This window comes from Halopseudomonas sp. T1L2, from assembly GCF_055397385.1.
Genome location: NZ_AP040865.1, coordinates 3,391,874 through 3,406,783 on the forward strand (window position 1 = coordinate 3,391,874; position 14,910 = coordinate 3,406,783).

The window sequence follows — 14,910 nt, forward strand, 5'->3', positions numbered from 1 at the left end:
GAGAAGACTATGTGGTATTTCACCTGGATTCTCGGCGTACTGCTGGCCTGTGCTTTTGGCATCGTCAATGCCATGTGGCTGGAACTCAATGGCTATGTCGGTGAAGAAGATCAAGTCGACTGAGATTGATTCGCGTACCGCCAGCGGCTGGCTGACCCGGCTGCTGGCACCGCAGGCTTCCCTGCTCAATCTGGCCCTGCTGTTCGCGTTGGCGGCGGCGGGGCTTTTTGTCTGGCAGTGCTGGTTGCTGGCGCAGCTGTTTTCCGGCTGGCTGGTGGCCTGGCAGCAGGGCGGGCTGGGTGAGACGCAGACGCAGCTGCTGAGCAGTCTGCTGCCCTGGCTGGCGCTCTGTCTTGTCCTGCGGCCGTTATTGCAGTACGGCCGCGAGCAGACCAGCCAATTGGCCAGTCTGCGCGCCCGCGGCGAGTTGCGCCGCACACTGCTGCAACGACTTGCCGCGCTGGGGCCTGCCCGGGCGCAACTGGGCGCTGACGCGGAACTCGGCAGCCGTTTGCTGGAGCAGGTCGAGGCGCTGGACGGCTATATCAGCCGCTACCGGGTGCAGCGTCAACTGGTGTTGCTGGTCCCCGTGTTGCTGATCGTTTGCACCGCGGTGTTCAGTCCGCTGGCAGCGGTGCTGTTGCTGCTGACTGCGCCGCTGGTGCCCGTGTTCATGATCTTGCTGGGCAAGGCCGCGGCCTCCGCCAGTCAGCGCCAGTTCGTTGCGCTGGCGCGGATGAGCGGGCGCTTCAGTGACCTGCTGCGCGGTAGCTGGACGCTGCGCCATCTGGGCGCGTTGCCCGCCGCCGAAGCGGAAGTGGAAACCGCCGCCGAACACTACCGCGCCGGCACCATGCGGGTGCTGCGTATGGCCTTTCTCTCCGGTGCTGTCCTGGAGCTCTTTTCCTCGCTGGCGATCGCGCTGGTGGCGCTCTACCTGGGGCTGGGGCTGCTCGGTATTTTGCCCTGGGCCAAGGGCGAAATTCCGGTTCCCTATCTGGGCGCGCTGTTCATTCTGCTGCTGGCGCCGGAGTTCTATGCGCCGCTGCGTCAGCTCGGCGCGGATTATCACGCCAAGGCGGAAGCCGAAGGGGCGATGACCGAGCTGCTGCCACTGCTCAATCAGCAGGTGTGGGCGCACCCGGGGCGTGAGCCGGTGACGCTCAGCGCCGCGCCGCGTATCGAGTGCTATCAGTTGGCAATTGAGGGTCGCCTGGCGCCGCTCGATCTGCGTGTGCAGCCGGCCGAGCGGGTGGTGCTGCAGGGCGCCAGCGGCAGCGGCAAGTCCAGCCTGCTCGAAGCGCTGCTGGGCTTTGTGCTCTGGCAGGGTGAGTTGCTGATCAATGGTCGCTCGCTGCTGGATCTGTCGCGACCGGACTGGCTGCGGCACGTTGGTTATCTGGCCCAGCAGGTACCGATTCTGCACGGCAGCATCGCCGATAATCTGCGCCTTGCCGCGCCCGCGGCCACTGACGCCGAGCTGATCGCAGTGCTGGAGCAGGTCGCGCTCTGGCCGCTGATTTGCCAACTGCCCAAGGGTCTGGAGACCGAGCTGGGGGAGCGCGGGCTGGGGCTGTCGGGCGGGCAGCTGAGCCGGCTGGCGCTGGCGCGGCTGCTGCTGCGCGATACCCCGGTCTGGCTGCTGGATGAGCCGACGGCCCACCTGGATGCGGACACCGCCGAGTTGATCCATGCGCTACTGGAGCGCCTGAGCCAGGGGCGCACACTGCTGCTGGTCAGCCACGATCTGCAGGGACTGGACTGGGCTGATCGGGTGGTGACGCTCGGCCAGTCTGAGCAACGCCTGGAGGCTGCCGATGTCTGAGCAACCCATTCGTCTGCGGACCCTGCTGCGCAGCCGCCTCGGGCAGTGGAGTCTGGCGCTGTTTCTCGGCGCGGTGACGCTGTGGTCGGCAATCGGCCTGCTGGCCACCTCCGGCTGGTTTATCAGCGCGGCGGCGCTGGCCGGGCTGGCGACGGTCGCGGCCTACGGTTTCGACTACTTTCGTCCGGCGGCGATCATCCGCTTCTTCGCCATCGTTCGTACTGCCGGCCGCTACGCCGAACGGCTGGCTTCGCACAACGCTGCACTGGCCCTGCTCAAGGATTTGCGTACGCGCCTGTTTGCCCGCGTTGCCGGGCAGCGCCGGCTCACTCCGGCGGCGCGCTCGGCGATTGCCATGCACCGGCTGGTAGCCGATATCGATCTGCTCGACTTCTTCCCGCTGCGCTTTGTCGCGCCCTGGTTCTGGGCCTCCATGCTCACACTGCTGGTGCTTGGCTGGCTGGCGCTGCTCGACAGCTCGCTGGCGGTTGCCGCGCTGCCGGGCCTGCTGTTGGCCTGGCTGGTGGTGCCAATGCTCGGTGGCCGCCTGGCTGCGCGCCTGGCCCGCCGTGATGCCGAACTGGCCGAACAACGCCGCGAATTTTTGCTCGACCGCTTGCAACTGTTGACCTCGCTGCTGCTGTGGCAGCGCTGGGACGATCAGCAGGCGGCATTTCTGCAGCAGGATGATGCCTGGCTGCAGCAGCGCCTGCGACAGCAGAAATTGGTCAGTTTGACGGCGCTGGGGCAGCAACTGGGCCTGGCGCTGGCGTTGCTTGCGGTGCTCTGGCAGGGGCATGCGCTGTTGCAGCAGGGGGCGTTGTCGGTGCCCTGGCTGCTGGCCGCCTTGCTGTCGGTAATGGGGCTGGCCGAAGCCCTGCTGCCGCTGGCAGCGAGCTTTATTTCGCTGGGCTTCAGCCAGGCGGCGCGGGATCGGTTGAATCAGCTGACCGCCGCCGAGACCGACCTTGCCGGCACCGCAACCGCGCCGCCTGAGCAGCCACTTAGCCTGGTGCTGTCTGGCCTCAGCGCCAGAATGCCCGGCGCGCTGAACGGCCCGGAAAATGTGTCCATCGCCCTGCAACAGGGCGACGTGCTGCTGATCGAAGGGCCGTCCGGCGGTGGCAAGAGCACCCTGCTGCAGGTGCTGGCGGGCGAGCCGCTGGCGTTCACGGGGGAACGGCTGATCAACGGTCAGGGCTTTGAGCATTGGAATCTGCGTGAGCTGATCGGCTACCTGCCGCAGCAGCTGGATATCTTCGATATGACACTGGCGCAGAACCTGCGTCTGGCCGATCCGGAGGCCAGTGACGAGGCGCTCTGGCAGGTGCTGGACGATGTCGCGCTGGCTGACTGGGTGCGCGGGCGCAAGCATGGCCTGAACACCACGCTGGGCGAGTTCGGTGCCAAAGTCTCCGGTGGGCAGGCGCGGCGTATTGCCCTGGCCCGTCTGCTGCTGACCAAACGCCCCCTGCTGCTGCTGGATGAGCCCTTTGCCGGGCTGGATTTTGATACCCGCGAGCGGGTGCTGGCGTCCCTGCTGCGTCGGCGCGAGCAGGGCATTATCGTAATAGTCAGCCATCAGCAGGTGGCGGTTCCGGAGGCTCGCCACCTGCGTATTGGCTGATTACCAGGTGTCGACGAACGGACGGGTGCCCTTCTTCAGCGCCTCGTCCGGGGCCGAGTGCAGGCCACGCATCAGCCAGTCACGGGTTTCCAGCGGGTCGATTACGGCGTCGATCTCGAGGAAGCTGGCCATGCTGATGCCCTTGCCGCGCTGGTACAGCTCGGCGACCAGCTTCTCGAAGGTCGCCTGACGTTCGCCCTCGTCCTCGATGGCGGCCAGTTCCTTCGAGTAGCCCAGGCGCACCGCGCCTTCCAGGCCCATCGCCCCGAACTCGCTGCTTGGCCAGCCGATGGTGAACATCGGTGCGTGGAAGCTGCCCGCCGCCATTGCCTGCGCGCCCAGGCCGTAGCCCTTGCGCAGCACCACGGTGAAGAACGGGATGCTCAGGCTGGCGGCGGTGACGAACATGCGCGAGACGTGGCGCACGGTGCCCTGCTGTTCGGCATCCGGGCCGACCATAAAGCCGGGGGTGTCGCATAGCGAAATCATGGGCAGACCGTGGGCCTGACACAGCTGCATGAAGCGCGCTGCCTTGTCACCGGAGACGGCATCAATGGCGCCGCCCAGATGCATCGGGTTATTGGCGATCAGGCCGAAGGCGCGGCCCTCGATGCGAATCAGCGCGGTGATCAGCCCCGGCGCAAACTCGCGGCGCAGCTCCAGCACCGAATCGCGATCGGCCAGGGTTTCGATGACCTTGCGGATGTCGTACGCGCGCAGGCGGTTTTCCGGGATCAGGTGACGCAGCTCGCGCTGGTCCGCCGCTTCCCAGTCCGTCAGATCACCCTGGAAGTAGGACAGGTACTGTTTGGCCACTGCGGTGGCTTCAGCCTCATCGCGCACCCGCACGTCGATTACCCCGTTCGGACTCTGCATACTGGTCGGGCCAACCTGCTCCGGGGTAAAGCGGCCCAGACCGCCGCCTTCGATCATCGCCGGCCCGGCCATGCCGATGGTGGCGTTCTCGGTGGCGATGATTACGTCGCAGCAGCCCAGCAGCGCGGCGTTACCGGCGAAGCAGCGGCCGGAGACGATACCGACGGTGGGTACCATGCCGGACAGCCGCGCCATGCGCATGAAGGTGGTGCAGTCCAGTCCGGCCACGCCGACCTTGTCGATATCGCCCGGGCGGCCGCCGCCGCCTTCGGTGAAGAACACCAGCGGCAGCTTCCACTGCTCGGCCAGCTCCAGCATGCGGTCGGTCTTCTTGTGGTTGGTGACACCCTGGGTGCCGGCGAACACCGTGTAGTCATAGGACAGCGCCATGCAGCGGGCGGCGTGTTCGCCGAACTTGTCGGCATTGATGGTGCCGATGCCGTTGATCAGGCCGTCCGCCGGGCTCATCTTCAGCAGCTCTTCGTGGGTGCGGCGAGTGCGCTGGGCGGCGAGGGCAAAGCCGCCGTATTCGATAAAGCTGCCGTCGTCGAGCAGGTCGGCGAGGTTCTCGCGGGCGGTACGCTGACCGGTCTTACGGCGCTTGGCGACGGCGTCCGGGCGGCGCTCGTCGGTCAGCTCGGCGCGGCGCTCCAGCACTTCCTGCAGGTCGGCGCGGATATGGTCGATGGCGACGGACTCTTCATCCTGCTGGGCGTTGCCCGCCACCTCGGCAGGCTCCAGATAGAGCAGGGCGCTGCCTTCGAACAGGCTGTCACCGGCGTTGGCGGCCAGCGCGCGGACGATGCCGCTCTGGGTCGCCTTGACCACGAACTCCATTTTCATGGCTTCCATGATCGCGACCTGCTGGCCGACGGCGACGCTGTCGCCAACCTGTACATCCAGACTGACCAGCACGCCCTGTACCGGCGCATTCAGCGGCTCGGTGCCGGCCGGAGCGTCGGTCTGCGCGCTGCTGGTGGCGGCGCTACTTGCGCTGCCTTGGAAGAAACGGTGCGGGTGGGCGCTGGGGTGGGCGGCAGTCAGGCTGGCAGCTTCTGCTTCGATAAAGGCGGTTGATACGTCGTTGTTCTGTACCTGCGGGTGCTGCAGCAGGTTCTGCAGCAGGTGCAGGTTGCTGGCGGCCCCTTCCAGACGGAATTCGCACAGCGCGCGGTAGGCGCGGCGCAGGGTGTTCGGATAGTCACCGCCCGCGTGCACGATCAGCTTGGCCAGCAGCGAGTCGTAGCGTGGGCTGGTGGTGTAACCGGCGTAGCCGTAGCCATCGATGCGGATGCCCGGGCCACTGGGCGGCTGATAGGCGCTGAGCGTGCCACCGGCCGGTCGGGTGCTGCCGTCGGCGGCCATGCTTTCCAGATTGATGCGCAGCTGCACGGCAAAGCCGCGGGCGGCGGGGATGTTGGCCTGGGTCAGGCCCAGCTCGGCCAGCGTCTTGCCGGCGGCAAGCTGGATCTGAGTCACCGCCAGATCCAGACCGGTCACCGCTTCGGTTACCGTGTGTTCGACCTGAATGCGCGGGTTGGCTTCCATAAACACGAAGTCGCCACGCTCCTCGTCGAGCAGAAACTCGACGGTGCACAGGCCGCGGTAGCCGACCGCGCGGGTCAGGGTGCAGGCGGCGGCGTGCAGTTGCTCGCGCACAGCCGGATCAAGACTCGGCGCCGGAGCCACTTCCAGCAGCTTCTGGTTACGGCGTTGCAGTGTGCAGTCGCGCTCCCAGACGTGGGCAACCTCAGTGCCGTCGCCAATGATCTGCACCTCGATATGACGGGCGCGGCGAATCAGCCGTTCGACATACAGATCGCCACGGCCAAAGGCGGCGGTGGCCTCCGAACTGCAGCGGGCGAAGGCGTCGTCCAGCTCGGCAAGGTCGTATACCGCGCGCATGCCGCGCCCGCCGCCGCCAGCCAAGGCTTTCAGCATTACCGCGGCGCCGTCGCCGAGCGACTGCATAAAGTCGCGGGCCTGCTCCAGCGTGGTCGGCTCGTTGGTGCCCTGGGTCAGGGGCACACCCTGCTGCTGCGCCAGTCGGCGCGCACTGGCCTTGTCGCCAAAGGTGTCGAGCACCTCAGGCGCGGGGCCGATAAAGGTGATGCCGGCCTGCTGGCAGGCGCGGGCGAAGTCGGCGTTTTCGCTGAGGAAACCGTAACCGGGGTGGATCGCATCGCAGTCTTGCTCCGTGGCGATGCGAATCAGCTGGGCGGCGTCCAGATAGGCGGCAACACCCTGGCCCTGCAGGGCGATGGCCTGATCGGCGCTGCGTACGTGCAGCGACTGGGCGTCATCTTCGGCGTAGACGGCAACGCTGGTGGCGTCACAGTCGGCGATGGCGCGGGCCAGACGAATGGCGATTTCGCCACGGTTGGCGATGAGAATGCGGTTGAATGCCATGAGTTAGTTGATCCAGTCCTGTAGTTCCTGTTTCTTGACCTTGCCGGTCGCGGTCATCGGCAGTGTATCGACCAGCCGAATCTCCGGCACCTTGTAGATCGCCATCGCCTGTTTGCACCAGTCGCGCAGCGACTCGGCACTGGCGTGGCTGCCGGGCTTGGTAATGATGAAGGCAAGGGGCGTCTGGCCGCGCTGCGGGTCTGGCTTGCCGATGACCGCTGAGGCCAGAATATCCGGATGTTGGCCGAGCATGGCTTCCAGCTCGCTGGGGAACACGCTCATGCCGTTGACCTTGAGCATTTCCTTGCGCCGGCCGAGGTAGCGGATAAAACCCTGCTCGGTGATCACGCCGCTGTCGCCGGTATGCAGCCAGCCACCGTCGCGCAGTGCCTCGGCGCTGGCGTCGGGTTTGTTCCAGTAGCCCTTGAGCAGCGACGGACTGCGCAGGCACAGCTCGCCTTCGCTGCCCAGCGGCAGCAGCGCGCCGGTCTCGAAGTCGCAGACCTTGAACTCGGTGCCGGGCACCGGCAGGCCGACGAAGGTGGGCTCGGATTTCAGATCGAAGTCATCGTCCTGCAGGCCGGCGGTAAAGGTGTCGCAGGTGTGGGTTTCGGTCATGCCGAAGCTGGTTTCGAACAGCGTGCAGCCGGTCAGCTCGCGCCAGCGGCGGCGGTATTCCGGGGTCAGCTTCTTGATAAAGGAGACGCAGCTGGTGGTTTCGAGCGAGCTGAAGTCGAACTCGCTGACCTGCGGGTGATCGAGCACCTCGGAGGCGCTGTCGACCAGTAGACCGGTCTGGGTAACCCGATAGTGCTGAACGGCGCTCATAAAGGTCAGCGCGTCCCAGCGGGCCAGCAACACCAGCGTGGTGCCGGCGAAAACGGGGAACAGTAGGCCGGAGTTCTCGCCGGCGATCCAGAATTCCGGCATGAAGTTCAGGCCTATGCGCTCCTCGTCAAAGCCCATGGCGACCGGAACAAAGCTGGCGCAGGTGTAGAGCATGTCGCCGTGGGTATGAATGCAGCCCTTCGGCAGACCGGTGGTGCCGCCGGTGTAGTTGAGCGCGGCGGTGTCGTCCAGATTCAGCCTGGGCAGGTTCTGCGGAGCGGGATCTGTGGCAGCCAGTGCGGGCATCAGGTCGATGCTGTCGGTGACGGGCAGTTTGGGTGCCTGCAGCAGGTCCGGTACCGGAATCGGCGGCTGGGCCGGGCAGAGTTCGGACAAGCTGGTGGAGAACACCTGCTCCAGCGCGGTCTGCTCGCGAATCTCTCGTACCACCGGCAGCAACTGGTCGAAGCAGATGATGGCGCGGGCGCCACAGTCGTCGAGCTGATAGCTCAGCTCCATGCCCTTGGCCATCGGGCTGACCGGGGCGTGGATCGCGCCCATCTTGAGAATGCCGTAGAAAGCGATATGCAGCTGCGGGCAGTTGGGCATGAACACCGCGACCCGGTCTCCCGGCTTGATACCTTGGGCCTGCAACAGGGCGGCGCAACGGTTGCTCAGGTCATCCAGCTCGGCGTAGGTCAGTTGGTGACCATAGAAATGCACGGCAACCCGGTCCGGCGCGGTGTGCGCCCAGTGGGCGAGATATTCGGTCAGCGGTCGTTCACCCTGTGGGTAGACGGGGTTGGTCGGTTTGCCTGCCGGCCAGACCTTGGCCTGAATCGCCTTGAGGGTATCGAGATAGTCCTGCTCGTGCATGTCCGTGCCTCTTGCTGTTGTTGTTGCTCAAGCTTAGGAGCTGTCGAGGCGGATAAGAAGCGATCAATATTCATTCAGAACCATGATTACGATTCATGGTTTGGCTATGGGCGCGTAATCTCGGGGGGATGGCCCATGCAGCAGGTGTTTGTTGATGAGTGAAAAGAATGATTCCCCATCATTGGCCCGGATTGATCTCAATCTGTTTCGGGTATTCGAGGTGGTTTACCGCGAGCGCAACCTGACCCGTGCGGCGGCGGTGCTGCATGTCAGCCAGTCCGCGGTCAGCCACTCGCTGGCACGGCTGCGAGAGCACTTTTCCGACCCGCTGTTCGTGCGTGAGGGCAGGGGCGTGACCCCGACCGCCGCGGCAATGCGGCTGGCGCCCGGGATTATCGATAGTCTGAGTCGGCTGCAGCAGAGCCTCGGCTATCTGCAGCAGTTTGATCCGCAGGAAGACGCGCGCACCTTCACCATCAGCCTGCCGGAGCAACTGGAGCCGGTCTTGATTCCGCCGCTGCTGACCCGGTTGCGTGAATTGGCGCCGCGCAGCCGGGTGCGCACCGTGGGTGTGCGCTGGTCTGAGCTGAAGCTGGAATTAGCCGCGGGACGGATTGACCTCGCTGTGCAGATCGCGCGACCGGCGGACGCCAGTCTGCGGCAGATGCAACTGGTCAAGGAGCCGCTCTGCGTGGTGGCCGGGCCGCAGTTTGAGGGCGAGCTGACGGCCGACAGCTATATGGCCGCCGAGCATATCGCGGTGGCGTCCTGGCGGCGTGGGCTGTCCTACGAGGATCTGGCACTGGGGCATCTGGGGCTGATGCGCAATGTGGTGCAGCAGTGCCAGAGTTATCAGGCGGCGAGCCTGGTGGTGGCGCAGACGCCCTTGTTGCTGACCATGTCGCGGCGTCATGCCGAGTTGATCAACCGGCCGCTGGGAAACCGGCTGCTGAACATGCCGTTACCACTACCGGAGATTGGTCTGACGCTTTACTGGCACAAGGGCATGGAGCATGACCCGGTCAACCGCTGGTTGCGGCGCCAGGTCCATGCGTTGGCTCAGAACAGCTCTAGCGGTGAGACGCTGCCGTCGCCATTGCTGTAGCCACCCATTTCCAATTCGCTGTAGGGCGGCGGCGCCTCTTCCTGCTTGAAGATTTCCAGGAAGGCATCACTGCTGCCGGGCGGCGCGCTGCGCCCGGTAGCGGGATCGATGCGTGCCGTTACCAGCCCGCTCGGCATGGGGATGGTCCGGTCCGGGACGCCTTCCAGCGCGGCGCCCATGAACTGCATCCAGATTGGCAGTGCGGCGGTACCACCGTATTCGCGGCGCCCCAGCGTCGCGGGCTGGTCGAATCCGACCCAGGCGGTGGCCACCAGATCGGGGTTGTAGCCGGAGAACCAGGCATCCTTCTGGTCGTTGGTGGTCCCGGTCTTGCCCGCCAGGTCATTGCGTTGCAGTGCCCGGGCACGGACGGCGGTGCCGCGGCGCACAACGTCCTGGAGCATGCTGTTCAGTTGGTAGATGGTGCGCGCGTCGACGATGCGCTCCGCGGCTACCGGCTCTTTTGCGGTCTCGGTTTCCTGGCGTTCTGCATAGCTTTGCAGGCGAGCGGTTTGCTCCTCGGTCAGCTCGGGCGTTACTGCCGGCCTGGCGTAGTCGATCAGGTTGCCGTAACGGTCTTCGATGCGCTCAACCAGGTAGGGTTTGACCGCATAGCCGCCATTGGCAAAGGCGGTATAACCCTGGGCAATCTGCAGTGGCGTCAGCTCGGAGGTACCGAGTGAGGCAGACAGGTTGCGAGGCAGCTCCTCACGGCTGAAGCCGAAACGCTCGATATAGGTCAGTGCCTTGTCGACGCCCAGATCCTGCATCAGGCGAATGGAAACCAGGTTGCGAGAACGATACAGCGCCTCGCGCAGGCGGATCGGGCCGAGGAAATCACCGCCCGAGTTCTGCGGGCGCCAGATCGAGTCCAGATAGTCGTCAACAAAGATCAGCGGCGCATCGTTGACCAGGCTGGCCGGGTTGTAGCCGTTATCCAGTGCCGCGCAGTACAGGAATGGCTTGAAACTTGAGCCGGGCTGCCGGCGTGCCTGGGTAACCCGGTTATAGTTGCTCTGCAGGAACGAGAAACCGCCGATCAGTGCCTTGATTGCGCCGTCCTGCGGGCCCAGCACCACCAGTGCGCTCTGCGCCTGCGGGATTTGCGCCAGGCGGAACTGGTCACCTTCGAGGCGGCTGACCCGGATGATGTCACCCGGTTTGAGCACGTCGGCGGGTTTGCCCGGACGCGGCCCCATGCTGTTGGCGCTGAGATAGGGGCGTGCCCAGTTCATGTTCTCCCAGGCGATGATCCCCGTCTGCTCGCGGCGCAGGCGAATCTCGACATTGTCGCCGTTCACCGCCGAAACCAGCGCCGGCTCCAGTCCGCCCATGCTGCGGTAGCCTTCGAGCATGGCCAGGCCCTGCTCCAGTGTGATCTCGGGGTTGCGCGACTCAGGGCCACGGTAACCGTGGCGGCGGTCATACTCCTGCAGGCCGTCACGCAGGGCGCTGTTGGCCATTTCCTGCAGTCGACTGTCGACGGTGGTGTAGACGTTGAAGCCTTGGGTGTAAGCCTCGTTGCCGTAGCGCTCGACCATCTCAAGGCGGGCCATCTCGGCAATATAGGGTGCTTCCATTTCAGGGTTGGCGCCGTGATTGCGTGCGGTAATTGGCGTCGCAACGGCTTCTCGATAACTCGCTTCATCGATATAGCCAAGCGTCAGCATGCGGTCGAGAATCCAGTCTCGACGCACCTTGGTGCGTTCCGGGTTGGCAATCGGGTTGTAGCGCGAAGGCGCCTTGGGCAGGCCGGCGATCATGGCCAGATCCGCCAGGGGTAACTCATTAATTGACTTGCCGTAATACACCTGCGCGGCGGCTTCGATCCCGTAGGCGCGGTTGCCAAGGTAGATCTTGTTCACATATAACTCGAAAATCTCCTGCTTGCTGAGATTGCGCTCGATTTGCAGAGCCAGCAGGATTTCGTTCAGCTTGCGCGAGAACACGCGCTTGCTCGACAGGAAGTAATTCTTGGCGACCTGCATGGTGATTGTGCTGCCGCCGGTCTGGATGTGACCGGTCTGCACAAGCTCTGCGGCAGCGCGCAGCAGGCCCATCGGGTCGACGCCATGGTGATTCAGGAAGTTGTCATCTTCTGCAGCAAGCAGGGCGTGGACGAAGGCCGGTGGAATCTGCTCGTAACTGATCGGGAAACGACGCATTTCGCCGAACTCTGCAATCAGTCGATTATCTGTGCTATATATCCGCAACGGAGTCTGCAGTTCGACGTCTCGAAGGGTTTCGACGTCAGGCAGCGAGGGGCTCAGATAGAGCGCGACGCCGCTGAGCACCATGGCTGGAGCGCATACAAGCGCCAGAACTGACCAGAATAGAAACTTCAGCAATCGCATAAGGGATGCGGAATTCCCTGATTAATTAGAACGTTAGCAGGATTGCTAAACGAGAACGGGATAACAGTCTGCATTATAAGCGTATTTTTTTTGTTTTAGCCATTTGCGCTTGTACAAGTCCTGTTATTTAATGTAGGAAAACATAAACCGTCCGTAAGTGTCGGATGCTGATAGGAAATTGGCTGTGCTAGGGCTCTTCAAGAAAAAAGCGAATACGCTGCTGGGCATCGACATCAGCTCCACCACCGTGAAGCTGCTCGAACTCAGCCGCTCCGGTGGCCGCTACAAGGTCGAGGCCTACGCGGTCGAACCTCTCCCTCCCGCTTCGGTAGTGGAGAAGAACATTGTCGAACTCGAAGGCGTCGGACAGGCGCTGGAGAAGGTACTGGCGCGATCGAAATCGTCGCTCAGGCAGGCCGCAGTGGCGGTAGCCGGATCCGCGGTGATCACCAAGGTGATCGAGATGGATGCCGGGCTTGATCCTGACGAGATGGAAGAACAGATCAAGATCGAAGCCGACCAGTACATCCCCTACCCGCTGGACGAGGTTGCCATAGACTTCGAAGTCCAGGGCGTTTCCCCCCGCAATCCCGCCAGAGAAGAAGTGTTGCTCGCTGCCTGTCGCCGTGAAAATGTCGATATCCGCGAAGCCGCACTGGCACTTGCCGGTCTGACCGCCAAGATTGTCGAGGTCGAGGCTTACGCGATGGAGCGTGCCTGCGAGCTTGTTATTGGGCAGCTGGATGCGGGCAACGATGACCTGACCATCGCGGTGATCGACATCGGTGCAACCATGATGACCCTGAGTGTGCTCAGTGGTGGTCGCACCATTTATACCCGCGAGCAGCTGTTTGGCGGCAAGCAACTGACGGATGAGATTCAGCGCCGTTACGGCTTGTCCCAGGACGAGGCCGGGCTGGCCAAGAAGCAGGGCGGTCTTCCCGACGATTACGAAGTCGAGGTGCTGGGTCCCTTCAAGGATGCAGTGGTGCAGCAGGTATCTCGATCGCTGCAGTTTTTCTTTGCCGGCGGGCAATACAACGACGTCGACTACATCTTGCTGGCCGGTGGTACCGCTTCGATTCCAGGGCTGGATCAGTTGGTACAGCAGAAAATTGGTACCACCACTCTGGTTGCCAACCCCTTTGCAAACATGACCCTGTCAAACAAGGTTGATGCGGTTGCCCTGAGCAATGACGCGCCCGCCCTGATGATTGCGTGTGGTCTGGCAATGAGGAGTTTTGACTGATGGCTCGCATTAACCTGTTGCCTTGGCGCGAGCAGCTGAGGGAAGAGCGAAAAAAGGAATTTCTGACCATTCTGGCACTGGTTGTCCTGTTTGCAGGGGCGCTGGTGTTTTTGGCTGACCGCTACGTCAATGGGCAGATCGAGAATCAGAACGCGCGCAATGCCTTTATCAAGAGCGAAATTGCCCAGCTTGAGCGGCGTATCAAGGAAATCGAACAGTTGCAGGCGCGTCGCGCCCAGTTGCTGGATCGGATGAAGATTATCCAGGATCTGCAGGGCAAACGGCCCATCATTGTTCGTGTCTTTGATGAGTTGGCGCGTACGCTGCCCGATGGAGTCTATTTCACTGACGTGGGCATGAAGGGCAGTGCGATTTCCATCAAGGGTGGGGCAGAGTCCAACAGCCGAGTGTCCAATCTGATGCGTCAGCTGGATGCGTCTGACTGGCTGACCGCTCCGAATCTGACTGCCGTCAAGGCGGTTACCTCGGGTGCTCTGGATCAGGCCAACGTGTTTGAGTTGACCGTAAAACAAACCGAGCCCAGAGCCGGTGCCGCTGAGGGAGAGCAGCAGCAATGAGTTTCGCTCAATCCATGGAAAGTCTGAAGAAGATCGATTTAAACGATCTTGACTTCAATAATATTGGCTCCTGGCCGGGAGCGCTCAAGGTCATCGTCTGCGTGCTGGTGTTTATCGCGCTGCTGGCGGCGGGCTACCAGTTCCACCTGAAGGATCTGAGAGTAGGGCTGGAGCGTGTCCAGGCTCAGGAAGTGGCTCTGCGCAAGGAGTTCGAGGACAAGTCGTTCCGCGCCGCAAACCTTGAAGCCTATAAGGAGCAACTGGCCGAAATCGAGGAGCGCTTCAGCGGTCTCCTCAAGCAGCTGCCCAAGGACAGCGAAGTCCCCGGTTTGCTCGAAGACATTACCCAGATGGGGCTGAACAGCGGCCTGGAGTTCGAGTCGATTACCCTGCGTCCCGAGCAGGCCAAACAGTTCTACGTTGAACTGCCGATCAATATCGTGGTTCGTGGCAGCTACCATGATCTGGCGACCTTCGTCAGCGGTGTAGCCGGCCTGCCGCGGATCGTGACGCTCGGTGACTTCACTATCAAACCGGTCAGCGGGAACAACCCCGATTTGCTGGCGATGAATATCGTCGCGAAAACCTACCGCTACAATGATGCCGGAGGTCAGCAATGAACTTGACCTGGCGAATGACCGGATTGACGCTGCTGGCGGCGTTTTCGCTCAGTGGCTGTGGCAGTAACGATTTTTCCGATCTGCAGCAATTCATGGACGATGTGCGCGCGCGTCCTGCGGGCAAGATCGAGCCGTTGCCACGCTTTGAACCCTATGAGGCCTTCACCTACAGCGCAGCGTCCCTGCGCAGCCCCTTCCAGCCGCCGATCAAGATTGATCTGTCGCAGCGGCAAAAAGGGTCTCAGGACATCAAGCCTGACGAAAACCGCGTCAAGCAGTTCCTTGAAGGGTTCAACATCGAGAGTTTCCAGATGGTCGGTACCATCAGTAACGCCGAGGGAATGCAGGCGCTCATCTCGGGTGCCGGCAGTGTGCATCGGGTCAGAATTGGCGATTACCTCGGGCGTAATCATGGACGTGTCACCGGGATCGAAGAAAATCGCGTTGATGTAGTTGAAATCGTGCCGGACGGAGAAGGCGGGTGGTTGGAGCGACCGCGCACCCTCAGCCTTGCTGAGCGCGGGTAGGACAACCAGGGAGAGAAAACATGAACTGCAAACAGT

General features: G+C 63.0%; 11 protein-coding genes. 8 read left to right on the forward strand and 3 right to left on the reverse strand.

Annotated features, from left to right (window positions below; genetic code table 11):
- The first annotated feature begins 9 nt into the window (after positions 1-9).
- The 3 genes from cydX to cydC are packed head-to-tail and all read left to right on the forward strand — an operon-like array spanning position 10 to position 3,452.
- Entirely contained in the window at positions 10-123 is a 114-nt protein-coding gene (gene cydX, locus ACZ5WQ_RS16075; protein WP_083728321.1) for a cytochrome bd-I oxidase subunit CydX, read from the forward strand.
- Positions 95-1,825: a thiol reductant ABC exporter subunit CydD gene (cydD, locus tag ACZ5WQ_RS16080; protein WP_464382670.1), complete on the forward strand. Its 1,731-nt coding sequence runs from the start codon at positions 95-97 to the stop codon at positions 1,823-1,825. The genes cydX and cydD overlap by 29 nt, the downstream gene beginning before the upstream one ends.
- Positions 1,818-3,452, forward strand: coding sequence for a thiol reductant ABC exporter subunit CydC (gene cydC, locus ACZ5WQ_RS16085; RefSeq protein WP_269688129.1), 1,635 nt, complete (start codon positions 1,818-1,820; stop codon positions 3,450-3,452). Before cydD ends, cydC begins: the two co-directional genes overlap by 8 nt.
- On the opposite strand, the gene ACZ5WQ_RS16090 is transcribed toward cydC, so the two are convergent.
- A complete protein-coding gene (locus ACZ5WQ_RS16090) occupies positions 3,453-6,737 on the reverse strand; it encodes an acetyl-CoA carboxylase family protein (protein WP_464382671.1) in 3,285 nt (1,094 codons plus the stop codon).
- 3 nt (positions 6,738-6,740) lie between these two features.
- Positions 6,741-8,441 carry an AMP-binding protein gene (locus ACZ5WQ_RS16095; protein WP_464382672.1) on the reverse strand — a complete coding sequence of 567 codons (1,701 nt, stop codon included), beginning with the start codon at positions 8,439-8,441 and terminating at the stop codon, positions 6,741-6,743.
- 154 nt (positions 8,442-8,595) lie between these two features.
- On the opposite strand from ACZ5WQ_RS16095, the gene ACZ5WQ_RS16100 reads away from it, so the two are divergent.
- Positions 8,596-9,546 (forward strand): LysR family transcriptional regulator, encoded by a 951-nt coding sequence (locus ACZ5WQ_RS16100; RefSeq protein WP_228247636.1) that lies wholly within the window; start codon positions 8,596-8,598, stop codon positions 9,544-9,546.
- Here the strand turns inward: ACZ5WQ_RS16100 and ACZ5WQ_RS16105 are convergent.
- A complete protein-coding gene (locus tag ACZ5WQ_RS16105; RefSeq protein ID WP_464382673.1) occupies positions 9,501-11,900 on the reverse strand; it encodes a penicillin-binding protein 1A in 2,400 nt (799 codons plus the stop codon). The two genes, ACZ5WQ_RS16100 and ACZ5WQ_RS16105, sit on opposite strands and share 46 nt — an antisense overlap.
- 184 nt (positions 11,901-12,084) lie before the next feature.
- Here ACZ5WQ_RS16105 and ACZ5WQ_RS16110 point away from each other — a divergent pair, with 184 nt between their 5' ends.
- From ACZ5WQ_RS16110 to pilP, 4 genes are read left to right on the forward strand one after another with little or no spacing between them, the layout of a single operon-like run.
- On the forward strand, positions 12,085-13,149 hold the full coding sequence (locus ACZ5WQ_RS16110) for a pilus assembly protein PilM (protein WP_228245562.1): 1,065 nt from the start codon (positions 12,085-12,087) through the stop codon (positions 13,147-13,149).
- Positions 13,149-13,727 carry a PilN domain-containing protein gene (locus ACZ5WQ_RS16115; RefSeq protein WP_233048949.1) on the forward strand — a complete coding sequence of 193 codons (579 nt, stop codon included), beginning with the start codon at positions 13,149-13,151 and terminating at the stop codon, positions 13,725-13,727. The genes ACZ5WQ_RS16110 and ACZ5WQ_RS16115 overlap by 1 nt, the downstream gene beginning before the upstream one ends.
- Positions 13,724-14,347, forward strand: coding sequence for a type IV pilus inner membrane component PilO (locus ACZ5WQ_RS16120; protein WP_088277117.1), 624 nt, complete (start codon positions 13,724-13,726; stop codon positions 14,345-14,347). Before ACZ5WQ_RS16115 ends, ACZ5WQ_RS16120 begins: the two co-directional genes overlap by 4 nt.
- Before the next feature lie 14 nt (positions 14,348-14,361).
- A complete protein-coding gene (pilP, locus tag ACZ5WQ_RS16125; RefSeq protein WP_418887104.1) occupies positions 14,362-14,874 on the forward strand; it encodes a type 4a pilus biogenesis lipoprotein PilP in 513 nt (170 codons plus the stop codon).
- The last annotated feature ends 36 nt before the right edge of the window (positions 14,875-14,910 follow it).